Consider the following 22,954-nt stretch of genomic DNA (forward strand, 5'->3'; position numbering starts at 1 on the left):
GGCTGGTAGCGGCGCGTGCACGAGGCCTTTACGATTTGCCCAAAAGGAGGCAAGTCTGATGGTCGATGTGCTCGTAATCGGAGGAGGCAATGCCGCGCTGTGTGCCGCATTGATGGCGCGCGAAGCGGGCGCCTCGGTCCTGCTTCTCGAATCCGCGCCGCGCGCATGGCGCGGCGGCAACTCGCAACACACGCGCAATCTGCGCTGCATGCACGATGCCCCCCAGGACGTTCTCGTCGATGCCTATCCGGAAGAGGAATTCTGGCAGGACCTGTTGAAAGTCACGGGCGGCATCACGAACGAGCATCTCGCGCGGCTGACGATCCGCGCGTCGTCGTCGTGCCGGCCGTGGATGCGGAAGCACGGCGTACGGTTCCAGCCGCCGCTGTCCGGTGCGCTGCACGTGGCCCGCACCAATGCGTTCTTCATGGGTGGCGGCAAGGCGCTCGTCAATGCGTATTACCGCAGCGCCGAAGCGCTCGGCGTCGATATCCGCTATGAAACGCCCGTCGATTCGCTCGAACTCGACGGCAGCCGCTTCATCGCGGCGCGCAGCGGCAGCCAGCGCTTCGAGGCGCGCGCCTGCGTGCTGGCGGCCGGCGGTTTCGAATCCAATCGCGAATGGCTGCGCGAAGCGTGGGGGCAAAACGCGCGCGGCGAATGGCCCGCCGACAACTTCCTGATTCGCGGCACGCGCTTCAACCAGGGCGTGCTCATCAAGCATATGGCCGACGCCGGTGCCGACATGATCGGCGACCCGTCGCAGTCGCATTGCGTCGCGATCGATGCACGCGCTCCGCTGTATGACGGCGGCATCTGTACGCGCATCGACTGCGTGTCGCTGGGCGTCGTGGTGAATCGCGACGCCCAGCGCTTCTACGACGAAGGCGAGGATTTCTGGCCGAAGCGCTATGCAATCTGGGGACGGCTCGTTGCGCATCAGCCGGGGCAGATCGGCTATTCGATCATCGATTCGAAAGCCATCGGCCGCTTCATGCCGCCGGTGTTTCCGGGCGAAAAGGCCGACACGCTGCCGGAACTCGCACGCAAGCTCGGGCTGCCGGAAGCACGCTTCATGGAAACGCTCACGCGCTATAACGATGCGTGCCGCGACGGCACCTTCGATCACACCGCACTCGACGACTGCCACACCGAAGGGCTCGCGCCGCCCAAGACGCATTGGGCGCGCCGCATCGAGACGCCGCCGTTCTACGGTTATGCGCTGCGGCCGGGCATCACGTTCACGTACCTCGGACTGAAGACCAACGACCACGCGCAGGTTCACTTCGGCGGCACCGCCAGCGAGAACCTGTTCGTGGCCGGCGAAATGATGGCTGGCAACGTGCTCGGCAAGGGCTATACAGCGGGCGTCGGCATGTCGATCGGCACGGCCTTCGGGCGCATTGCCGGGACGCAGGCCGCGCGCGCCGCACTCAAAACAACGGAGGCAACCCGTGCAGCAGTCTGACCCGCTCGCGCCCGAACACACGCGCACGGCCTTTTCGGTCGAGACGAAAAAAACGCCACGCGACAGCACGGCGCGCGTGATTCCCATTGTGCCGATGAGCGCCGGCGAAACCGAAGTCGCCCGGCAGATGCAGATCTGCAACGCCTGCCGCTACTGCGAGGGCTTCTGTGCCGTGTTCCCGGCCATGACGCGCCGCCTGGAATTCGGCAAGGCGGACGTCAACTATCTGGCGAATCTCTGCCACAACTGCGGTGCGTGCTATCACGCGTGCCAATATGCGCCGCCGCACGAGTTCGGCGTGAACGTGCCGAAAGCGATGGCCGAAGTCCGGCTCGAAACCTACACCGAATATGCGTTTCCCGCGTCGTTCGGCGCGCTGTACAAGCGCAACGGCCTGACCCTGTCGGTCGCGCTGGCGGCCGGACTCGCGCTGTTTCTGCTGCTCGGTACGGCATTGCACGGCGGCTTGCCCGGCGGTGTCGCGCCCGCGAACTTCTACGCGATCTTTCCGCACAACCTGCTCGCGGCGATGTTCGGCATCGTTTTCCTGTTCGCCATGCTCGCGCTCGGTATCGGCGTCACGCGCTTCTGGCGCGATGTGTCGGCAGGAACGGCGAGCGCGAGCGCGCCGGCCGTCGCGGAAGCGGCCCGGAACGCGCTGACGCTCAAGTACCTGGACGGCGGCCATGGCGACGGCTGCAACGAGGAGAACGATACGTTCACGCTGGCGCGGCGCCGGTTCCATCACCTGACGTTCTACGGCTTCATGCTGTGCTTCGCGGCGACCGCCGTCGCGACGCTCTATCACTACGCCTTCGGGCTGGAAGCGCCGTATCCGTTTCTGAGCGTGCCGGTGCTGCTGGGAACCGCGGGCGGCATCGGACTGATCGCCGGACCGGCGGGACTGCTGTGGCTGAACCTGAAACGCGCTCCGGCGCGCGGCGACGCCCGTCAGCGTCCGATGGACCGCGGCTTCATCGCGCTCCTGCTTCTGACGAGCACGTCCGGTCTCGCGCTGCTCGCACTCCGCACGACCTCGGCGATGCCGTCGCTGCTCGCGATTCATCTCGGCATCGTGATGGCGCTGTTCGCCACGCTGCCTTACGGCAAGTTCGCGCACGGCATCTTCCGTTCGGCGGCGCTGCTCAAATCGTCGATCGAGAAGCGTCAACGCAGCACACTGAGCCTCGGTTCGGATTAGCCAGTCACCCGGGCGCCCGTTGGGCGCCCATCACTACAGACAAGAAGCAGGAGACGCAATGAACCGTACCGAACCGATCGCCGCGACACCCGGCGTTTCGCCCACGACAAGGGCCGCCGCCGTGTTGCGTGTGACGAGCGGCAATTTCATCGAACAGTTCGATTTCTTTCTGTTCGGCTTCTACGCGACGTCGATCTCGAAGATCTTCTTCCCGTCCACCAGCGAGTTCGCGTCGCTGATGCTCACCTTCGCGGTGTTCGGCGCGGGCTTTCTGATGCGTCCGCTCGGTGCGATCTTTCTCGGCGCGTACATCGACAAGGTCGGACGGCGCACCGGGCTGATCGTTACGCTGTCGATCATGGCGAGCGGCACCATTCTGATCGCCTGCGTGCCCGGGTACGCGACCATCGGCCTGCTCGCGCCGGCGCTCGTGCTGCTCGGGCGTCTGTTGCAGGGCTTTTCGGCAGGCGCCGAACTCGGCGGCGTATCCGTCTATCTCGCGGAAATGGCGACGCCCGGCAACAAGGGTTTCTACACGAGCTGGCAGTCGGCGAGCCAGCAGGTGGCCATCGTCGTGGCGGCGGCCATCGGTTACAGCCTGAACGCGTGGTTGTCCGCACAGCAGATCGCCGCATGGGGCTGGCGCGTGCCGTTCTTTATCGGTTGCGCGATCGTGCCGTTCCTGTTCGTGTTGCGCCGCTCGCTGCAGGAGACCGCGGCATTCGAAGCGCGGCGGCATCATCCGCAGGCACGCGACATTTTCGCGATGCTGCTCGCCAACTGGCGCACCGTGATCGGCGGCATGCTGCTGACCGCCATGACCACCACCACCTTCTATCTCATCACGGTCTATACGCCGACCTTCGGCAAGTCGGTACTGAAGCTGTCCACCTCCGACAGCTTGATGGTGACGCTGCTCGTGGCTGCATCGAATTTCATCTGGCTTCCGATCGGCGGCACGATCTCCGACCGCATCGGCCGCAAGCCGGTGCTGCTCGCCATTTCCGTGCTGGCGATCCTCACGGCTTATCCGGCGTTGTCCTGGCTTGCCGATGCGCCGAGCTTTGCGCGCATGCTGATCGTGCTGCTGTGGTTCTCGTTCTTCTTCGGCATGTATAACGGCGCGATGGTCGCCGCGCTCACCGAAGTGATGCCGGTCGAAGTGCGCGTCGCGGGTTTCTCGCTGGCGTTCAGTCTCGCGACGGCGCTGTTCGGCGGCTTTACGCCGGCGGTATCGACGTATCTGATTCAGGTCCTGCACGACAAGGCCGCACCCGGCTACTGGCTGAGCTTCGCCGCGCTCTGCGGCTTGTGCGCGACGCTCGGGCTGTACCGTCGCCGCGCCGACGGCAACGCGTCGGCGGCATCGTCGGCCTGACAGCGATTGCATCGGCGCGTGCCGGTCACCCCGGCTTCGCGCCGGGCTTTCGTTTTTCCAGCGGCGGCAAGAACGGGCGACGCGCGCCCGCTTGCGCGGCAACGCAGGCCGCGCCCGCTTGCCGTTGGAGCGGCATGTCCGGGCGCGGGCAAGCCGGTGTGATACAGGTTGCTTCAACCGCCGTTGGGAAACACGCCCCTGCTCATCGCATCGAGCTGGCGCACGATCTCCGCGCGCAGCTCGGCCGATACCTCGACGCTGTCCAGCAATTCCGAAATCCACAGCCCGTCGGCCGCGAGCCGGCAGATCATCAGCGTCGCAGCCTGCTCGAGCGGCACCGGATCGGGCCGCGTCCATTCGCGCATCGGCACCGACCATCGTTCGCGCGTGTCCTGCTCGGTAATCATCGACGCGACCAGCACGCGCAGCACGTCGGTACTCGCGGCCGGATTGGCCGCATCGAGCACCGCATGCAGATAAGCGCGCGCCGCCGCGCCGTCGCCGCTCGGATCCGCCGCCATGCGCGCGTCCATCTGCGCGCCGAACCGCGCGGTCGCCTGGCCGAACAACGCATCGAGCAGCCCCTGCTTGTTCGCGAAGTGATATTGCAACGCGCCTTTCGTCACGCCGGCACGCTCGGCCACCGCATCGAGCGTCAACGCGGCCACGCCGTGATGTGTCGCGATTTCCGATGCGGCCGCCAGCAATTGCGCGCGCACCTGATCCGGCGCTTTTTTTCGCCGCACGCCGGCGGCGACGGCGGCGGGCGCTGACGATCCTTCAGACGCCCGCACACCGGCCGTTCCAGCCGGTTCGACGGGCGCGGACACATCGTGCGGCGCGGGTTCGAGACGTTTTTTCATGGTGCGGATGGTAGCACCCGGGTGTCTCGATATAAACATTCCGGCTGGATGGTATGATCCGCCGCATGAACAAAACCGCCCCCTCTTCCTGGTCCGCGCTCGACACCGCGATCGCCCGTGGACGCGATGCGCTCGCGCGCCTTCAGCAGCCCGACGGCAGCTGGTGTTTCGAACTCGAATCCGACGCGACGATCACCGCGGAATACATCCTGATGATGCATTTCATGGACAAGATCGACGACGACCGCCAGGAGAGGATGGCGCGTTACCTGCGCGCGAACCAGCGGCTCGACACGCATGGCGCCTGGGCACTGTACGTCGACGGCGCGCCGGACGTGTCGTGCAGCGTGAAGGCGTATTTCGCGCTGAAGGCGGCCGGCGACAGCGAACACGCACCGCACATGATCCGTGCGCGCGAGGCGATCCTGACGCTCGGCGGCGCGGCGCGCGCGAACGTGTTCACGCGCATCCTGCTCGCGACGTTCGGCCAGGTGCCGTGGCGCGCGGCGCCGTTCATGCCGATCGAATTCGTGCTGTTCCCGAAGTGGGTGCCGATCTCGATGTACAAGGTCGCGTACTGGGCGCGCACGACGATGGTGCCGCTGCTCGTGCTGTGCTCGCTGAAGGCCCGCGCGCGCAATCCGCGCAACATCTCGATCCGCGAGCTGTTCGTCACGCCGCCGGACGAGGAGCGCCGGTACTTCCCGCCCGCGAGCGGCATGCGCAAGGTATTCCTCGCGCTCGACCGCACGGTCCGCCATGTCGAGCCGCTGATGCCGAAGCGCCTGCGGCAGCGCGCGATCCGGCACGCGGAAGCCTGGTGCGCGGAACGGATGAACGGCGAGGACGGGCTCGGCGGCATCTTCCCGCCGATCGTGTACAGCTACCAGATGATGCAGGTGCTCGGCTACCCGGACGACCATCCGCTGCGGCGCGATTGCGAACACGCGCTGGAAAAGCTGCTGGTCACGCGGCCGGACGGCAGCATGTATTGCCAGCCGTGCCTGTCGCCGGTGTGGGACACCGCGTGGAGCACGATGGCGCTCGAACAGGCACGCGGCGTCGCCGTGCCGGACGCCGGCGAGACGGCGTCGGGCGCGCTGCGCGAACTCGACGCACGCATCGCACGCGCGTACGACTGGCTGGCCGAGCGTCAGGTCGACGACCTGCGCGGCGACTGGATCGAGAACGCGCCGGCCGATGTCGAACCGGGCGGCTGGGCATTCCAGTACGCGAACCCGTACTACCCCGACATCGACGACACGGCGGTCGTCACCGCGATGCTCGATCGCCGCGGCCGCACGCACCGCAACGCGGACGGCACGAACCCGCACGCGCCGCGCGTCGCACGCGCGCTCGACTGGATGCGCGGGCTGCAATCGCGCAACGGCGGCTTCGCGGCATTCGACGCCGACTGCGACCGCATGTACCTGAACGCGATCCCGTTCGCCGATCACGGCGCGCTGCTCGATCCGCCGACCGAGGACGTGTCGGGCCGCGTGCTGCTGTGCTTCGGCGTGACGAACCGCCCGGAAGAACGCGCGTCGCGCGCGCGCTGCATCGACTACGTGAAGCGCACGCAGCAACCCGACGGCAGCTGGTGGGGCCGCTGGGGCACGAACTACATCTACGGCACGTGGAGCGTGCTGGCCGGCCTCGCGCTCGCCGGCGAGGACAAGTCGCAGCCGTATATCGCACGCGCGATCGACTGGCTGCGCGCCCGGCAGCATGCGGACGGCGGCTGGGGCGAGACCAACGACAGCTATCTCGACCCGAAGCTGGGCGGCACGAACGGCGGCGAAAGCACGTCGAACTTCACCGCGTGGGCGCTGCTCGCGCAGATGGCGTTCGGCGACCACGAATCCGATTCGGTGAAACGCGGCATCGCGTACCTGCTGTCGGTGCAACAGGACGACGGCTTCTGGTGGCACCGCTCGCACAATGCGCCGGGTTTCCCGCGCATCTTCTACCTGAAGTATCACGGCTATACCGCGTACTTCCCGCTGTGGGCCCTCGCGCGTTACCGGCGGCTGGCGGGCGCCGCCGCCCCGGCTCGCGCCGCGGCGGAAGCCACCGACACGGCAATCGCTTGAACGATCACGCGCCGCAGTGCCCCGGGGTACCCGGCGCGGTCGTGACGGATCATCCTCCGCCCTGCTCCCGCATCCTGACGAACGCGTCGCGCAGATCCGCGCAGAACGCGTCGCCGACCATCGACAGCGGCTGCGACGCAGACGTCACCAGATAGAAGTGATCGGGCACGGCCGGCTCGAACGGCTTGACCGCCACGCGCCGGCCCGCGTACGCGGCCGTCACCGGATCGATCAGCGCGACGCCCGCGCCGTTCGCGACGAACGCGACGATCGTCTGCGACAGTTGCGCCTCGATCGACAGCACGCGCGGCACGCCGGCCTCGACGAACACGCGGTCGATCGCGCTGCGCGCCTCGAAGCTCGGCGGAAACGAGATGAACGATTCGTCGCGCAGGTCGGCCGGCTGCACGATGCGCTTGCGCGCGAGCCGGTGCCCGCGCGGCACGATGCAGCACATCGCGCTTTCCGCGAGCCGCTCGCCGCGCACGGCCGGATGCGGGACGGGTTCGGCGATCAGCCCGACATCGCACTGCCCTGACGCGACCTTGTCGACGACGGTGGATGCGCTGTGCGCGAGCAGCGTGATGTCGACGCCCGGATGCGCATGCGAGAAACGCGTGACGAGCGCCGGCAGCAGGTCGAGCGCGACGGCCGGCGAGCCCGCCACGCGCAGCGTGCCGCGCCGCATCGCGCGGATCTGTTCGGCGGCCTGCGCGACGCGATCGAGCCCGACGAACGCGCGCTCGACCTCCTCGTACAGCACGCGCGCCTGCGCGGTCGGCGTGAACCGCCCCTGCTGCCGCTCGAACAACACGAAGCCGATCCGGTCCTCGAGATCGGCGATCAGCCGGCTCACGGCCGGCTGCGAGATATGGAGATCGCGTGCGGCGCGCGTGACGGTATGGCGCTGCATCACCGCACGGAACGCTTCGATCTGACGGATTCTCAGCGATGGCATGGTCATAACACTGGATTATGGAGCATTGATCAAGCTGTATTGGACAGTGCATTTTGCCTGCCCGAACATCGGTTCCACAACGTATTGAACGTAGGGAGCCGCACCGTCATGGGATATAACACGGAACCGTCTTGCCCACGACACCGGAGCCGCGCATGACCGTGCGCCGCTTCGACGTCGTGGTGGCCGGCGGCGGCCTCGTCGGCATGGCCATCGCGTGGGGCGTCGCGCGTCTCGGCAAGCGCGTCGCGGTCTGCGACGGCGACGACATCGCGTTTCGCGCGTCGCGCGGCAATTTCGGGCTCGTGTGGGTACAGGGCAAAGGCAGCCGTTGCCTGCCGTATGCGCGCTGGTCGCGCGAATCGTCCGAGCGCTGGCACGCGTTCGCCGCGCAGTTGCAGCGCGCAACGGGCGTGAACTGCGGTTTCGAACGCCCTGGCGGCATCGAGCTGTTCGAGCATCGCGCCGAGCTCGACAGCGCAACGGCTCTGCTCGAATCGCTGCACCGGCAGGAAGCGGCGCTGTCGTACGAAGTGCTCGATCCGGCGGCGCTGCGCCGGCGCATCCCGTCGGCATCGCGAGCGCTGGCCGGCGCGCTGTGGTCGCCGAACGACGGCCACGCGAATCCGCTCTACACGCTGCGCGCGATGCTGCAGGCATTCCAGCAGTGCGGCGGCGTCTATCTGCCGCGCAGCGAAGTCACCGAGATCCGCCCGCGCGCCGGGCGTTTCGAGATCGACACGCGCGACGCGCGGCTCGACGCCGGGCGCGTGGTGCTCGCGGCCGGCCTCGACAATGCACGGCTCGCGCCGATGGTCGACCTGCTCGCGCCGATCGCGCCGTTGCGCGGCCAGATCATGGTCACCGAGCGCCTCGCCCCGTTTCTCGACTACCCGACGCTCGTCGTCCGTCAAACGCCGGAAGGCACGGTGCTGCTCGGTGACTCGGCCGAAGACGTCGGCTTCGACGACGGCCAGACGCGCCCCGCGATGGTCGACATCGCACGCCGCGCGCGCACCGCGTTCCCGGCGCTCGTGCATGCGCGCATCGTGCGCGCGTGGGGCGCGCTGCGCATCATGACGCCCGACGGGCTGCCCGTCTACGAGGCGTCGGCCACGCATCCCGGCGCGTTCATCGCGATCTGCCACAGCGGCGTGACGCTCGCGGCGGCCCACGCCGATCTCGTCGCGCCGTGGATCGCGGGCGGCGCCGCGCCGGCCGACCTGTCCGCCTTTACCACCGCGCGCTTCGCCGCGCCCACGGAAGTCCGGCATGTTTGAATCCCTCATTCCCGCCGCCGCGACGGTCGAACGCGTGCGCATCCATATCGACGGCACGCCGCACGAGGTGCCTGCGCACTACAGCGTCGCGGCCGCGCTGCTCGCCACCGGTCCGGCCGCGTGCCGCGCGAGCGCCGTGAGCGGCGCGCCGCGCGGCCCGTTTTGCATGATGGGCGTGTGCTTCGACTGTCTCGTCGAAGTCGATGGCGTACCCAACGTGCAAGGCTGCATGACACCCGTTTCCGACGGCATGCAGGTGCGCGCGATGCAAGGCAAGGCGAGGCTCGCATGACGCGCCGCCAGTGCGACCTGCTGATCGTCGGCGCCGGGCCGGCCGGGATGGCGGCGGCTGCCGCCGCGCGCTCGGCCGGACTGTCGGTCGTCGTCGCGGACGAAGGCCGCGCGCCCGGCGGCCAGATCTACCGCAACGTGGCCGATGCGCCGGCGCCGCTCGCGCAATGGCTCGGCACCGACTACACGGCCGGCCGGCCGCTCGTCGACGACCTGCTCGCGAGCGGCGCGCACTACCTGCCGCGCAGCGTCGTCTGGCAGGTCGCGTTCGAGCCTGAACCCGTCGCGATGCTCACGCAAGGCGGCCCGTCCGGCGGCACGCTCGAAGTCGGCGCGCGCGCCGTGCTGATCGCGACCGGCGCGCAGGAGCGTCCGTGGCCGGTGCGCGGCTGGACGCTGCCCGGCGTGATGGGCGTCGGCGCCGCGCAGACGCTGCTGAAATCGTCGGGCCTCGCGCCGTCGGCCGACGCCGTGCTCGCGGGCAGCGGCCCGCTGCTGTGGCTGTTCGCCGCGCAATTGCTGAATGCGGGGCGGCGCGTGCGTGCGCTGATCGACACGACACCGCGCGACGCCTGGCGTCGTGCGCTCCCGCATGCGCTGCCGGCGCTGCGCGGCGCCGACTATCTGCTCAAGGGCTGGCGCATGCTGCGCGCGATACGCCACGCCGGGATTCCCGTCTATCGCGGTGCGACCGATATCGGCATCGACGGCGACGAGCGCGCCGAACGCATTCGCTTTCGCGATGCTCGAGGCGTCGTGCACATGCTCGACACGTCGCTCGTGCTGCTGCATCAGGGCGTCGTTCCGTCGACGCAGCTCGCGCGCGCGCTCGGGTGCGCACACGAATGGGACGAACGGTCGGCATGCTGGCGGCCGCAATGCGACGCGCGCGGCCGCAGCAGCGTGCCGCACGTCTGGATCGCGGGCGACGGCGCGGGCATCGGCGGCGCGCGAGCGGCGGCACTCGCCGGCGAAGTGGCGGCGCTCGGCATCGCCGCGGAACTCGGCACGCTCGACGCGCAGCGGCAGGCCGCACGCGAGCGCCCGGTACTGCGCGCGCTGCATCGTCATCTCGCGGTGCGCCCGCTGCTCGATGCGCTGTACACACCGCCCGCCGCGCTGCGCCGCCCCGACGACGATACGATCGTGTGCCGCTGCGAGGAGATCACGGCCGGCGAGATCCGCCAGCTCGCCGCGCTTGGTTGCCAGGGACCGAACCAGATGAAGGCATTCACGCGCTGCGGCATGGGCCCGTGCCAGGGCCGCTGGTGCGGCACGACGGTCGGCGAGCTGATCGCCGAGGTGCAGCGGCGCAGCGTCGGCGACGTCGGTTACTACCGGATCCGCGCGCCGATCAAGCCCGTCACCGTCGGCGAGATGGCCGACGCCCTCGAACTGTCGAACGATTTCCAGCGCGGCGATTTCCCAAGCTGATGCGCATGCCTACTCTTCCTTACACGAACGGAGCCTGACCATGAAGACGCGCCTCACGATTCTCCTTTCCGCCGCCGCGATGGCCTTCGCGTCGCTGGCGTCGGCGAAGGAATGGACGACCATCCGCATCGGTGTCGACCCGACCTACCCGCCGTTCGAATCGACCGCGACCGACGGCAGCGTGCAAGGCTTCGACATCGATCTCGGCAACGCGCTGTGCGCGAAGCTGAAGGCGAAATGCGTGTGGGTGTCGAGCAGTTTCGACGGGCTGATTCCGGGGCTGCAGGCGCGCAAGTTCGACGTGATCCTGTCGTCGATGGCCGCGACCGAACAGCGGCGCCAGCAGATCGACTTCACCGACCGCCTGTACCGCAACCAGACGCGGCTGATCGCGCGCACCGGCTCGGGGCTATTGCCGGACGCGGCGAAGCTCGCCGGCAAGCGCGTCGCGGTCGAACAGGGCACGATCCAGGAAACCTATGCGCGAGAGAAGTGGGCGGCCGCGAAGGTCGAGGTCGTCCCGTATCCGAGCTACGACCAGGCGTATGCGGACCTCGTCACCGGGCGCGTCGACGGCGTGCTGATGGATGCCGTGCAAGGCCAGCTCGGGTTCCTGTCGACGCCGCGCGGCAAGGGCTTCTCGTTCGCCGGCGGCGTCGTGTACGACCCGAAGATCATGGGCAACGGCGACGCGGCCGGCGTGCGCAAGGCCGACGGCGACCTGCGCGACGCACTCAATCGCGCGATCGCGCAGATCCGCAGCGACGGCACCTACAACACGATCCAGTCGAAGTATTTCGATTTCGACCTGTACGGAAATTGACGAGGCGCGCCGGCGGCGCCGCGCATGCGACGCCTGACGCGCGATCGGCGGCATGTCGTCGAGGCTCGCACGCCTCCCCGGGTTTGAAGGAAAATTGCATCCGGCCAGGTTGCACGAATAAGTCCACCAGGGACATAATTACAAACACTTGAGTCCCCGAAGGTCTTATATGCTCGACATCCGCCAGCTTCAGTATTTCATCGCGGTCGCGGAAGAAGAACACGTCGGCCGCGCGGCCGAGCGCCTGCACATTTCGCAATCGCCGCTCAGCCGCCAGATCGCGCAGCTCGAGGAAAAGCTCGGCCTGACGCTGTTCGAACGCAGCCAGCAGCGCATTCGTCTGACGCGCGACGGGCGCACGTTCCTCAGCGAAGCGCATGCGTTCCTGCGCCATGCGAACCGGCTCGAATCGCTCGCGCGCCGGCTCGGCCGCGGCGACGAAGGCGGCCTGTGCATCGGTTACCTCGAAACGGCCACGCACTCGGGCGTGCTGCCGCGCGCGCTGAAGACGCTGCGCGCCGATCGTCCCGCCGTTCATATCGCCTTGTACAACTATCAGTCCGCCGCGCAGCTCGAAGGCTTGCGCGAGCGCAGCCTCGACATCGCGCTCGTCACCGAGCCGCCCGCGCCCGACGATCCCGAACTCGATTCGGCGATGGTGCTGAACGATCCGATGCTGCTCGCGATGCCCGACGGGCACCCGCTCGTGAAGAAGAAGGCGCTCGTCGCCGGCGATCTCGCCGCCCAGGCGTGGATCGGCGTGACGCAGCAGGAAAGCGCGCCGCGTCACGGCGCGTTCGTCGCGGCCTGTGCAAAGGCCGGCTTCTCGCCGGACATTTCGGTGGAAGCGACCGAGCCGCTCGCGGCGCTCGGCCTGGTTGCCGCCGGGCTCGGCGTGACGATGATCCAGCAGAGCCTGCGACACCAGGTACCGGAAGGCGTCGTGTTGCGCGAGCTGCCGTGGTTCAGCTACCGCACGCCGCTGTGGGCCGCGTGGCACAAGGTCAACCTGCGGCCGCTGGTCGGCATCTTCCGCGAGATCCTGACCGGCGAGGACGTCGTCGCGGCGGTTGAGAAATAAGACCGGCACCCCGCGCGCAGGTGGCGGGCGCGCACCTGCTTCGCATACCGAACGGCATGGACGCGCCCCCGCCTTCACACACGATGCGACACACTGCCGTCAGTCCGCCGCGAACCGCTTCGCCAGTTCCTCGAGGCCGTCTTCGTAGATCCCGCGGAACAGCCGGATGGTTTCGTCGTCGGTCGCGCCGCGTGGCGTAAACGTGCCCGACCACTCGACGGTCGACGCGTTCGATCCGTTTTCGCGCACGCGCAGCGTGGCGCGATAGTTCACGACCGGGAACGGCGCTTCGAGGATCGCGTACGTGTAGCTGCGTGCCGCTTCGTCGAACGCGACCAGCCGCTCGACGATCGTCTCGCCGACCGGGTTCGCGAGACGCCTCACGCGCCCGCCTTCGCCCAGCTCGCTGGCAGGAATGTACGACAGCCAGTCGGGCAGCGACCCGAAGCCGCCGATCAGTTGCCAGACGGTTTCGGCCGAAGCCGGGAGTTCGATGCTTGCATTTGCCTGTGCCACGTCATCACCCGTCAGGATCAACGACCGGTCGGTAGCGGCGCATTGGCCGCGATCAGGCCTTGTTCACGCATGTCACGCCAGAAATCGGCCGGAATCGCCACGTTCAGCGCAGCCTGGTCTTCCGCGATCCGCTCCGGACGGCTCGCGCCCGGGATCACCGCGACGGTAGCCGGATGCGACATCGAGAACTGCAGCGCGGCGGCCTTGATCGGCACGTCGTGGCGCGCGGCGATCGCCTTGATCCGCTCGACCTTCGCGAGGATTGCCGGCGAAGCCTTCTGGTATTCGAAGTGCGTGCCGCCTGCGAGCACGCCCGAGCTGTACGGGCCGCCGACGACGATCCCGACGTTCTGCGCGGCAGCCGCCGGCATCACGCGTTGCAGCGCACGTTCGTGATCGAGCAGCGTGTAGCGGCCGGCCAGCAGCATGCCGTCCGGTTGCGGTTCGGCGAGGTCGAGCACCAGCTCGATCGGTTCGACGCGGTTCACGCCGAGGCCCCATGCGTCGATCACGCCTTCTTCGCGCAGCTTGCTCAGCACGCGGAATGCGCCCTTGCGCGCGACCTCGAATTGCGCGAGCCATTCATCGCCGTGGAAGTCCTGGGCGATGTCGTGCACCCAGACGATGTCGAGGCGGTCGGTACGCAGGCGCTTCAGGCTGTCCTCGATCGAACGCAGCGTCGCGTCGGCCGTGTAGTCGTTGACGATGCGGTTCGGCCGGCCGTGTTCGAACAGGCCGCCCTTTTCGCCGAGATCGCGCGCCGACACGTCTTCGATTTCATCGAGGATCACGCGGCCGACCTTCGTGCTCAATACGTATTCATCACGCGCATGGTTCGCCAGCGCGTCGCCGAGGCGGATTTCCGCGAGACCGGCGCCGTAGAACGGTGCCGAATCGAAATATCGGATGCCGTGTTGCCATGCCGCTTCGACGGTGGCCGCGGCTTCCGCGTCGGGAATGTTGCGGAACATGTTGCCGAGCGGGGCAGTACCGAAACCAAGGATCTTGTTGCCGGGCAGCTTGTCTTCGAGACTCATGATTTTCTCCAGGGAGTATGGGAAAGCGAGTTCAGTCTAGGGACGCCGGTTAAGTCTGTCCAAGACGGAATTCGACACACTTGAGTCCCACGAGGTCTGATCGACCTGTTTGACGCGCGTACCGATGTCCCTCCCCGCCCCCGTTCCGGCGAAACGCCTGACCGGCAAGGCCGTCGACCGAATTCGCTCCCGATTCGTGATTCCAGCTCAAAAATCAATTGGGCCGGAGGCCGTTTTTCCCGGGCGTGGCGATACCTATATTGGCTGCACTCGCAACGACATCGACGTGGTTGCGGTTCACCCAACCTGACAGGGACCCATGATGAAAACGCTGATTTCTTCCACGCTTGCCGCACTGATCCTTTCCGCACCGGCGCTGTCGTTCGCGCAACAGGCCGACCGCCCGCTGACCCGCGCCGACGTGAAGACCGAAATGGCCCGCCTCGCGGCCGTCGGCTACACCCCGGCGCTGGACCACAACCGGTATCCGGTCGCGATCCTCGCCGCCGAAAAGCGCGTGCGTGAAAATATCGTCGCACCGGAAGCCGACCAAGCGGGCTACGGCAGCGAAGCCCGCACCACCGGCGAATCCGGCCGCGCGACGACGATCGACAGCCGCCACTCGATCTATCGCGGACATTGAGCCGCGGCGGCGCGCAGGAGAGCACGCCTCCCGACACGCGCAACGGTTCGCCCCTCCCCTGCGCCTTGCCGGCCCGAATCGCCCGAACAGGCATTCGGGCCGCGCGTCATTCGGGTTTCGAGCGCGACGGGACGATCGGCCGCGTCAGACGAACCCTTCTTCGACCAGCGTGCAGCCATGCGCGGTGATCTCGTGTCGCTGGCCCGACCCGCCGACCACGCGGCTCCAGCTCTCCGACACGAGCACGGTCGTCTCGCCGTCCGTGCGCAACGCATAACCGAAGCCGCCGTACATGCCCGGCACGGCGAACCACGTGTTTCCGGCCTGCGCGTCGAGTTCGAGCAGCGGTTCGAGTTCGGGCAGGCGCAGTGCGTCGACGCGCAGGTGAGCGATGCGGCCGAGAATCATCTCGTGGAAACGGCGCTGGATGGCGCGCAGCGTATCGTCGGGCACGAAGCGCTGCGGCTGCGGCGTCAGCAACTCGACCAGGTGCCGATGCCCGAACCGCGTGGCGATGTCGACCGCACGCTCGCGTCGTGCATCGCGCAGCATGCGCGATGCACCGAGGCGCAGCAGCTCGGCAACGACCGTTCGCGGCGCGCCGCCGAAAGCGGCCTGATGCAGCGGCGTGTAAAACGACGTGCCGCCGAGCCGCGTCGCATTGACGAGGTCGGGCTGGCGTGCCACGAAGTCGAGCACCGTCGCCCATTCGCCGCTGCGCGCCGCGTCGGCCAATGCGTGCCGGCTTTCGACCTGCGCGTCACCGAGCACATCGGCGCCCGTGATTCCATCCCAGACCATGCTCAACGGGCGCTCCTTGCGTATCGCGGGTGCGTCACGGCGGCGCCGTCACGCGTCGCTCCTGCGCGCCGCCGACGACGCGTCGAGCGCATCGTGATCGACCAGCAGGTTCAGCAGCTGGCGCCGCGATTCGATGCCGAGCTTCGCGAACGCGCGCCGCGCGTAGGTGTCGATCGACGACGGACGAATGCCGAGTTCGTGCGCGATATCCTGCGTCTTCCGGCCGCGAATGAGGCGGGCACACACTTCCGACTCGCGCGACGTCAGCTTCTCGAACACGTCGTGCAGTCGCTGCGTGACGACGCCCTCGCGCGCACGCGCCGCGCCTGCATCCGCCGGCCGGTCGCCGACGATGCGTCGATGCGCGACCGCCAGCGGCAACACGATCAGCGCGACATGCCGGACGATGCTCAGCTCCTTCAGCGAAAACGGCGGCAGCCGGCGCGCGCGGCATACCGACAGCGCGTAGGTCAGCTCGTCCACGCGATACGTGACCACGCATTCGTCGTGAATGTCCTCGGTATCGTAAAACGCGCGCCGGATCTCCGGGTTCAGCCGCAGCGTCGACAACTGCAGCAACTGCGTATCGCGCTCGCCGCGGATGCAGTCGAAGGTCGTGTCGATCCGCGCGAAATCGCGGTAATAGCGCGTCATCGTGCGCTCGATCTGGTCCGGATACGTGCCGTAGCTGCCGATCCAGCCGACGCGCCGCTCGAGCAGCGACTCGTCCTCGTAATCCAGATGAATGGAATCGCAATCGACGATGCGCGTGAGGTTCTCGAACACGACCGCGACGAAATCCGGCGATCCGATCGCGCCGGCCACGGCTGACAGCGCGTCGGACAGGAACACGAGCTGGTTCAACTGGATATCGGTCGCCGCGGCGGTGTCATGGTCGGTCATACGATGCACGGGAGAAGGAGACGACCACCGTTACCACGCCAAAAGTGCGTTGCCAATTCCCTCGCGCCGGGTTCCGGTGCACGCGGCCGCCCGGCTGTACGGATTTCATGGACAGACATCCGGCCGGCCGCCCCCTACAGTCATCTCCGATATCCGGCGAGGTCCGTCGGCGCGTTCGCGGTTCGAAGCGAACCGGCGCGCGCCTCGCCGACCGTCCCGCGGCGCGCATGCGCCACGCAGTGCGCCGCCCTCGTTCCGAAAGGGAGTGACCATGATCGTCCGCGTTTTTCGTCTCGCCTTCCCCGTTGCAATCGCGACCGTTGCGTGCTTCGCGCCGCTGTCGGTGTCGCCGGCCCGCGCGGCCGACGCCGAACTGAACGTCTACAACTGGTCCGAGTACATTGCGAAGACGACGATCCCGGACTTCCAGAAACAAACGGGCGTGCACGTGCGCTACGACGTCTACGACAGCGACGACACGCTGCAGTCGAAGCTGCTGGCCGGCAGTTCGGGCTACGACATCGTCGTGCCGACGTCGAACTACATGGCCAAGCAGGTCCAGGCCGGCGTGTACCAGAAGCTCGACAAGACGAAGCTGCCGAATCTCGCGAACCTCGATCCCGCGCTGATGAAGAAGATCGCCGAATCGGACCCGGGCAACCAGTACGGTGTGCCGTGGGCCTACGGCACCGACGGCGTCGGCTACAACGTGCAGGCGGTCAGGAAGGCACTCGGCGACGGTGCGCCGCTCGACAGCTGGGCGCTGGTGTTCGATCCGGCCAACGTGTCGAAGCTGAAAAGCTGCGGCGTGTCGTTCCTCGATGCGCCGGACGACGTGTTTGCGGCCGCGCTCCAGTATCTCGGCAAGGACCCGAACAGCAAGAACCCGGCCGACTATCACGCGGCGTTCGACATGCTGAAGAAGGTGCGCCCCTACATCACGCAGTTCAACTCGTCGGGCTACAACAACGACCTCGCGAACAACGACGTCTGCGTCGTGCTCGGCTGGTCGGGCGACGTCAGCGTCGCGCGCCGCGAAGCGGCCGCGGCGAAACGCGGCTACGAGATCCGCTACGCGAACCCGAAGGAAGGCGGCATCCTGTGGTTCGACGTGATGGCGATTCCGAAGGATGCGCCGCATCCGGAGGCCGCGTTGCAATGGATCAACTACATCCAGGACCCGAAGGTCAACGCGGACATCACCAACGAGATCTACTACCCGAGTGCCAACCGGGCGGCCCGTCAGTACGTGACGCCGGCCGTCGCGCACGACCCGAACGTGTACCTGTCCGCCGACGTGCTCGACAGGATGACGCTCTCGAAGCCGCGTTCGGCCGACATCGCGCGCCTCGAGAACCGCCTGTGGCAGCAACTGAAAACCGGCAACTGACGCAACCGCCCGCAAGTATGAAATCATGCGAACGCGCCGACGGCGCGTTCATTTCAATTCGACGCAACCTGACCATCATGATCGACGTTTCATTGATTACCGACGCGCTCCGCCCGAGCGGTGCGCCCACGCAGTACCGCGTGTCGCCCGAGAAGCTGATCTCCGGCGATCCGCTGCAGACGCTCACGCCGGGCTTCGCGAGTCCGTGCGGGCGGTTCTCGACCGGCATCTGGGAAAGCACGCCGGGATGCTGGCATGTCGCCTATACGGAAGCGGAGTACTGCGAGATCCTGGAGGGCACGTCCGTGATCACCGACACCGAGGGCAACCGGAAGACCGTGCGCGCGGGCCACCGCTTCGTGATTCCCCCCGGCTTTCGCGGCACCTGGGAAGTCGTCGAACGCACGCGGAAGATCTTCGTCGCCTACGACGAGCAACCGGCCGGGTAAGCGACGGCGACACGGCTCGCACGCGCCATCGCGCCCCACCCCTGTCGCCGCCGCTCGCGGAAGCGTTACCGCCCGGCGCCAAGGGACCCGAGAATCCCGTACGCGGCCTTCACGCGGTCCTCGATGGGCACGCTGCCGTTCGCGAGCATCACGATCGCGATCCGCTTCGACGGCACGAATGCGACATACGTGCTGAAGCCGCCGGTCGAGCCGGTCTTGTTGATCCACGTATCGGGGTTCGGCGCCAGCGGCGGCTTGATCGCGCTGGCCGGTACCGCGTCGTACAGCATCTTCGGTGCGTTGCCTTCGAGCAGCGTCGGCAGCGCGACCGGGTACGGATACTGTTCCCAGATCAGGTCCTGCGTCAGCGGCCCCGCGCGGAAATAACCGGCGTGCGTGCGGTCGATCGCGCGCTGCAGGCGCGGCGCCGTCTGGATCATCCCCATGTTCGCCTGCACGAAGCGCAACAGGTCCGCCGCCGTGGTCCGCACGCCGTAGGCCGGCTGCCACAGCATGCCTTGCGTCATCCGGACCGGCCTGCCGTCCTTCGTATAGCCCTGCGCGTAATCGGCCATGCGTGCGTCGGGCACGTTGATGTACGTGTGCGTCATGCCGAGCGCGGGAAAGAGCCGCTGCTCCATCAGCGCCGCGAAGTCCTTGTGCATGGCCTTCGCGGTGAGCCACCCGAGCATGCCGATCGCGACGTTCGAATACTTGCGGTGCGTGCCCGGCGCATACTCGGGCCGCCACGCGTCGAGATAGCGGATCAGGCCGGCGTCGTCGCGAATGCTGTCGGGCACCTGCAGCGGCGTCCCGCCGGGCGTGTGCGTGCCGAGCTGGAGCAGCGTGACGACGCCGAACGGCTTGCCCTGCAGTTCGGGCAGATACTTGGCGACCGGGTCCGCGAGCGACAGCTCGCCGCCCTCCTGCGCGTCCGATGCGAGCGTCGCGGTCAGCGTCTTGCTGACCGAGCCGATCTCGAACAGCGTGCCGCCGGTGACGGGCTTGCCGGTCTGCTTCGACATCACGCCGTAGTCGAACACGTAAGGCTTGCCGTCGGCGACGATGCCGATCGCCATGCCGGGAATCGCGTACTGCTTCATCAGCGGGGCGACGTGGCGGGTCACGGTGTCGCGGATGTCGTCCTGCACGGCGGCGGCCGCGCGGCCGGCCGCGGTGGTGGCGCAGGCGGCGACGAGCAGCGTCGCGGCGAAGCGGGTCATGGTGAATCGCATCGTTGCGGTTCCTTTGGTATCGGATGGTTGCATGAGCAACAGGCCGCTACGCGCCGCACGGCGATCGTTCTGGCCGGCCTGTCGATGCAGGACTATCCGCCGCCGGCCGGCCGCCAACAATCGACGATATGTTGCGCGAGCCTAAAGAAATTCTTATGAGACCCGCGGCATCACGCATCGTCACGGGTGCCGCCGCGCCTGCCGCGATCGAGGCTCGACCGCGATGCGGGTCAAGGCTGGTGTGCGGAAGGAAAGCCGTGATGCTCGAGAAATTCGGACACGACGGGTTGCCAGAGGTCGATGCCACGCGAGAACAGCAGGTGTCCGTTGTCGGAAAACGGCGGCAGCAGCCGATAATCCGCGTCGCCGCCCGCACGGACGAAGGCCTTGTACCACGCGCCGCTGTAGGTCGGATCGAAGTACCGGTCGTTCTCCGTGTAGATCCACAGCATCGGGACACGCGCCGTGGTTCCGAAGCTTGAAAACATCGCTTCCATCAGTTCGCCCTGACACGGCGCCCCGGGGTGCTGGACGGGATCGCCGCCGGCGCCGCCGGCGAAATTGATCGCCGCGACCACGCCGTCCGGATTGTCGGCCGCCATCGCCGTCGTGATGAGGCCGCCTACCGATTGACCGACGATGACGATGCGATTCGGGTCGACGTTCGGTTGGTGTTTCGCGTAGTCCAGTACCGCGCGCTCCTCGGCGCGTGCCGCGTCGACCAGCGGGTGATAATCCTTGTGGCGACATGCGCCGCTGTATTCCGGATCGAACTGCGTGCCGAATCGCCCGTATCCGATCCGCGTCGGTTCGAATACGGCAAATCCTTTGCTGACGAAGAACCTGGCCTGTTGCGTATAACGAAATCGCGCCGGTGAGACACGATCCTGCGCATTGCGCCCGTGATTGAGAAGCAGGATCGGGAATGGGCCGTTCCCGCTCGGCATGAACCGCGTGATCGCGACCGTGCCGGTATCTTCCTTGCCGTAGAAATCCTTCACCTTGACGTCGACCGTATCCACCGATTCGTGCAGGTCGGATGCAAACGGCCCGGCGTGGGCATCGCCAATCAGGAATGCAAGGCAAATCAGGATGACGCGCATGATCTGAGTCCCGAACGATTGTTTTTCTGGAACGACGGAGTACGACGGCCGGCGAGAAGAATCCGCATCGGCCGGACGACGCATGCGGCCCGGCGGGCGCGTACGATCACCGCGGCAGCCGGTCGAGAAACGCCAGCATCGCCGCGTTGAATTGCGCGGGGCGCTGCAGCGGCGCGAAATGGCTGACGCCGGGCAGGATCGTCAGCGTCGCGCCCGGAATCGTGTCCGCCAGATACGCGGCATGCTCGGGGCGGATGAATTCGTCGTGCTCGCCCTGCACGATCGCGACCGGCACGGCAATCGCCGCGAGATCCCCCGCCGTGTAATTCGGTTGCGTGCGCATCATTTCACTGACGGCCGCGACGAATGCGTCGAACTGATCGGGTGTCGCGGACAGTTGCGCGTAGTCCTTGCGGTGCCGCACGAAACAGCGGTCGATCAGCGGGCCCGGCACCACCTCCTTCGTGCCGCTCGGGTCCATGTTGCACGCGAAGAAAAACACGCCGGCCGCGCGGGCCGGTGCACGGGCCGCCAGCACGAGCGCGACGCACGCACCGTCGCTCCAGCCGACGAAGCGCGCGCGGTCGACATGCAGCGCGTCGAGCACCGCCAGCACGTCCGACGCCATGCGTTCGTAGGAATAGGGTTGCGCGTCGCGCGTGCTGCGGCCGTGGCCGCGGCTGTCGATCAGGATCGCGCGGTAGCCGGCCGCGAGCAGCGCCGGCACCTGGTTGCCCCAGTTGCCGCCGTGACCGAGGCCGCCGTGCAGCAGCACGACCGGCGGCCCATGGCCGAACGACGCGTGCCAGATGCGCGCGCCGTCGTGTTCCAGCCAGCCTTCGACCTCGGCCGCCGGCAGCGGCGTGCCGCCGTGGGCGTCGAAGCGGACGAGTTCGTCGTCGTCGGGTTCCGCATGCATCGTTTTGCCGTCCTTTCGAGGGAGACGCGCTTGCGATTGTAATGCGTGCGGGCCGCGCGGCCCGAAGCCGTCAGGCTTGGGTCGACACCAGCCCGCCCGACGACGCGTTGCCCGACTTCTGGAGCGCCGCCGCGAGTTGCGAGATCGCCGTCGACAGCGCCGCCGAGATCGAGCTGGCTTGCGCGCCCAGCGTCTGCTGCTCGATGACGGCGGACGGATCGTCCTTCGCGCGCCGGGCCGCGTCCGCCATCTGCCGTTCCAGCGTCGCGAGCTGCTTCTGCAGCCGCTCGATCAATGCCTTCAACTGCGTGACGGCCGGGTCCTCCGCCGACGACGCACCCGATGCGCCGAGCGTTTCGCCGGTATCGCCGGCCGCCTTCGCGCCGGTGGTACTGCTCGTCCCCGTCGTGCCGGTGCTGCCCGGGGCAGCCGTCGTGCCGTCGGCGGACGAGGTCGCGGCCGCGGCGGCCGATGGGTTTGCGCTCACGCCGCTGTCCGCCAGCGAGGCGCGCGCGGTCGTGGAGAAATCGATCTGCATCGTGTCGGTCCCTGGGTCGGTAAACGAATCGTGACGGGGCGGGAAATGCCTTCCAATTCGTTTACGGCATTCGTCACACGAAACTTGAGTATCGGGGTCGGACGGATGCGCCGACCGATCGCCGTTTCAGTCGCGAAAGGGCCAGAATGGCACCACCGCGGCGCTGGTAAAATCGCGGCTTCGCCGGCCGGAACCGCGCGTCGACCGCCTTCGGGCGTTCGCGTGCTACCGCGCCGGTATCGACTCCCGCCCTGTCGGGCGCGGCATGCCACGCGTGCCGACGCCGCCATCGCGGCGCAGCGGGTCGCCTGTTCCGCCTGCCTCCGTGACCCGCTCGCCGGTTCGAGCGGCGAGCGCCGTGCGGCGCGCGCTTCATTCATCATGTATTCGAGGAACACACGATGGCCCGCATCGGCGCCTTCTGCATCACGACGTGGCTTGCCGCCGCGATTCTCTACTTCGGCCAGCACTCCGTCGCGATGATCGCGCTCAGCGGTGTCGTCGTGTTCGGCGGGTTCGATCTGCTGCGTCCGTAACGCCCGTCGGCACG

Annotated in this window: 23 protein-coding genes; 13 read left to right on the forward strand and 10 right to left on the reverse strand. The window is 67.6% G+C overall.

All coding sequences use genetic code 11. From position 1 onward, the window contains the following. Window positions 1–58: 58 nt before the first annotated feature. Genes tcuA through tcuC form a run of 3 tightly spaced genes read left to right on the forward strand, consistent with a single transcriptional unit; the run spans window position 59 to window position 4,047 of the window. Window positions 59–1,468 (forward strand): FAD-dependent tricarballylate dehydrogenase TcuA, encoded by a 1,410-nt coding sequence (tcuA, locus tag HWX00_RS13440; RefSeq protein ID WP_059562434.1) that lies wholly within the window; start codon window positions 59–61, stop codon window positions 1,466–1,468. After that, entirely contained in the window at window positions 1,455–2,669 is a 1,215-nt protein-coding gene (gene tcuB / locus HWX00_RS13445) for a tricarballylate utilization 4Fe-4S protein TcuB (RefSeq protein ID WP_175026840.1), read from the forward strand. Before tcuA ends, tcuB begins: the two co-directional genes overlap by 14 nt. Window positions 2,670–2,727: 58 nt before the next feature. Next, entirely contained in the window at window positions 2,728–4,047 is a 1,320-nt protein-coding gene (gene tcuC, locus HWX00_RS13450) for an MFS transporter (RefSeq protein WP_049035746.1), read from the forward strand. A gap of 173 nt (window positions 4,048–4,220) precedes the next feature. Here tcuC and HWX00_RS13455 read toward each other — a convergent pair whose 3' ends face one another. Continuing rightward, window positions 4,221–4,910 (reverse strand): TetR/AcrR family transcriptional regulator, encoded by a 690-nt coding sequence (locus tag HWX00_RS13455; protein ID WP_034191900.1) that lies wholly within the window; start codon window positions 4,908–4,910, stop codon window positions 4,221–4,223. 53 nt (window positions 4,911–4,963) lie between these two features. Here HWX00_RS13455 and shc point away from each other — a divergent pair, with 53 nt between their 5' ends. Beyond that, the gene (gene shc / locus HWX00_RS13460) at window positions 4,964–7,003 is read left to right on the forward strand and encodes a squalene--hopene cyclase (RefSeq protein ID WP_059562426.1); all 2,040 of its coding nucleotides are present in this window, start codon (window positions 4,964–4,966) and stop codon (window positions 7,001–7,003) included. A gap of 49 nt (window positions 7,004–7,052) precedes the next feature. Here the strand turns inward: shc and HWX00_RS13465 are convergent, their stop codons facing one another. Then, entirely contained in the window at window positions 7,053–7,967 is a 915-nt protein-coding gene (locus HWX00_RS13465; protein WP_059562424.1) for a LysR substrate-binding domain-containing protein, read from the reverse strand. 149 nt (window positions 7,968–8,116) lie between these two features. Here HWX00_RS13465 and HWX00_RS13470 point away from each other — a divergent pair, with 149 nt between their 5' ends. From HWX00_RS13470 to HWX00_RS13490, 5 genes are all read left to right on the forward strand, one after another. Beyond that, window positions 8,117–9,241 (forward strand): NAD(P)/FAD-dependent oxidoreductase, encoded by a 1,125-nt coding sequence (locus HWX00_RS13470; RefSeq protein WP_059562422.1) that lies wholly within the window; start codon window positions 8,117–8,119, stop codon window positions 9,239–9,241. Next, window positions 9,234–9,533 carry a (2Fe-2S)-binding protein gene (locus HWX00_RS13475; RefSeq protein WP_175026841.1) on the forward strand — a complete coding sequence of 100 codons (300 nt, stop codon included), beginning with the start codon at window positions 9,234–9,236 and terminating at the stop codon, window positions 9,531–9,533. Before HWX00_RS13470 ends, HWX00_RS13475 begins: the two co-directional genes overlap by 8 nt. After that, window positions 9,530–10,966, forward strand: coding sequence for an FAD/NAD(P)-dependent oxidoreductase (locus HWX00_RS13480; RefSeq protein WP_175026842.1), 1,437 nt, complete (start codon window positions 9,530–9,532; stop codon window positions 10,964–10,966). The genes HWX00_RS13475 and HWX00_RS13480 overlap by 4 nt, the downstream gene beginning before the upstream one ends. Window positions 10,967–11,006: 40 nt before the next feature. Next, window positions 11,007–11,789: an ABC transporter substrate-binding protein gene (locus HWX00_RS13485; RefSeq protein WP_034191906.1), complete on the forward strand. Its 783-nt coding sequence runs from the start codon at window positions 11,007–11,009 to the stop codon at window positions 11,787–11,789. Between the two features lie 169 nt (window positions 11,790–11,958). Then, window positions 11,959–12,870: a LysR family transcriptional regulator gene (locus HWX00_RS13490; protein ID WP_175026843.1), complete on the forward strand. Its 912-nt coding sequence runs from the start codon at window positions 11,959–11,961 to the stop codon at window positions 12,868–12,870. Between the two features lie 99 nt (window positions 12,871–12,969). Here HWX00_RS13490 and HWX00_RS13495 read toward each other — a convergent pair whose 3' ends face one another. Next, window positions 12,970–13,386: an SRPBCC family protein gene (locus HWX00_RS13495; RefSeq protein WP_175026844.1), complete on the reverse strand. Its 417-nt coding sequence runs from the start codon at window positions 13,384–13,386 to the stop codon at window positions 12,970–12,972. A gap of 17 nt (window positions 13,387–13,403) precedes the next feature. Then, the gene (locus HWX00_RS13500) at window positions 13,404–14,423 is read right to left on the reverse strand and encodes an aldo/keto reductase (protein WP_034191908.1); all 1,020 of its coding nucleotides are present in this window, start codon (window positions 14,421–14,423) and stop codon (window positions 13,404–13,406) included. Between the two features lie 319 nt (window positions 14,424–14,742). Between HWX00_RS13500 and HWX00_RS13505 the strand changes: the two genes are divergently transcribed. Beyond that, window positions 14,743–15,066 (forward strand): DUF4148 domain-containing protein, encoded by a 324-nt coding sequence (locus tag HWX00_RS13505; protein WP_175026845.1) that lies wholly within the window; start codon window positions 14,743–14,745, stop codon window positions 15,064–15,066. Between the two features lie 144 nt (window positions 15,067–15,210). Here the strand turns inward: HWX00_RS13505 and HWX00_RS13510 are convergent, their stop codons facing one another. Both HWX00_RS13510 and HWX00_RS13515 read right to left on the reverse strand, forming a co-directional pair. Continuing rightward, a complete protein-coding gene (locus tag HWX00_RS13510) occupies window positions 15,211–15,867 on the reverse strand; it encodes an ankyrin repeat domain-containing protein (RefSeq protein WP_226193867.1) in 657 nt (218 codons plus the stop codon). 48 nt (window positions 15,868–15,915) lie between these two features. Then, window positions 15,916–16,770, reverse strand: coding sequence for a helix-turn-helix transcriptional regulator (locus HWX00_RS13515; protein ID WP_175026846.1), 855 nt, complete (start codon window positions 16,768–16,770; stop codon window positions 15,916–15,918). Window positions 16,771–17,041: 271 nt separating this feature from the next. On the opposite strand from HWX00_RS13515, the gene HWX00_RS13520 reads away from it, so the two are divergent. Together HWX00_RS13520 and HWX00_RS13525 are read left to right on the forward strand one after the other, a co-directional pair. Beyond that, a complete protein-coding gene (locus tag HWX00_RS13520) occupies window positions 17,042–18,160 on the forward strand; it encodes a polyamine ABC transporter substrate-binding protein (RefSeq protein ID WP_069704892.1) in 1,119 nt (372 codons plus the stop codon). 77 nt (window positions 18,161–18,237) lie between these two features. Continuing rightward, window positions 18,238–18,609, forward strand: a complete 372-nt coding sequence (locus tag HWX00_RS13525) for a cupin domain-containing protein (protein ID WP_082744791.1) — start codon at window positions 18,238–18,240, stop codon at window positions 18,607–18,609. A gap of 65 nt (window positions 18,610–18,674) precedes the next feature. On the opposite strand, the gene ampC is transcribed toward HWX00_RS13525, so the two are convergent. From ampC to HWX00_RS13545, 4 genes are all read right to left on the reverse strand, one after another. Then, window positions 18,675–19,844, reverse strand: a complete 1,170-nt coding sequence (gene ampC, locus HWX00_RS13530) for a class C beta-lactamase (RefSeq protein ID WP_175026847.1) — start codon at window positions 19,842–19,844, stop codon at window positions 18,675–18,677. A 230-nt stretch (window positions 19,845–20,074) separates the two neighbouring features. Beyond that, window positions 20,075–20,947 carry an alpha/beta hydrolase family protein gene (locus HWX00_RS13535; RefSeq protein ID WP_124608684.1) on the reverse strand — a complete coding sequence of 291 codons (873 nt, stop codon included), beginning with the start codon at window positions 20,945–20,947 and terminating at the stop codon, window positions 20,075–20,077. 106 nt (window positions 20,948–21,053) lie between these two features. Beyond that, window positions 21,054–21,866, reverse strand: coding sequence for an alpha/beta fold hydrolase (locus HWX00_RS13540; RefSeq protein WP_175026848.1), 813 nt, complete (start codon window positions 21,864–21,866; stop codon window positions 21,054–21,056). A 70-nt stretch (window positions 21,867–21,936) separates the two neighbouring features. Continuing rightward, the gene (locus HWX00_RS13545; protein ID WP_034191915.1) at window positions 21,937–22,404 is read right to left on the reverse strand and encodes a hypothetical protein; all 468 of its coding nucleotides are present in this window, start codon (window positions 22,402–22,404) and stop codon (window positions 21,937–21,939) included. A gap of 401 nt (window positions 22,405–22,805) precedes the next feature. On the opposite strand from HWX00_RS13545, the gene HWX00_RS37150 reads away from it, so the two are divergent. Further along, window positions 22,806–22,940 (forward strand): hypothetical protein, encoded by a 135-nt coding sequence (locus HWX00_RS37150; protein ID WP_006405345.1) that lies wholly within the window; start codon window positions 22,806–22,808, stop codon window positions 22,938–22,940. Window positions 22,941–22,954: the final 14 nt, after the last annotated feature.

It is taken from the genome of Burkholderia seminalis DSM 23518 (genome assembly GCF_902832885.1).
Classification (GTDB): domain Bacteria; phylum Pseudomonadota; class Gammaproteobacteria; order Burkholderiales; family Burkholderiaceae; genus Burkholderia; species Burkholderia seminalis.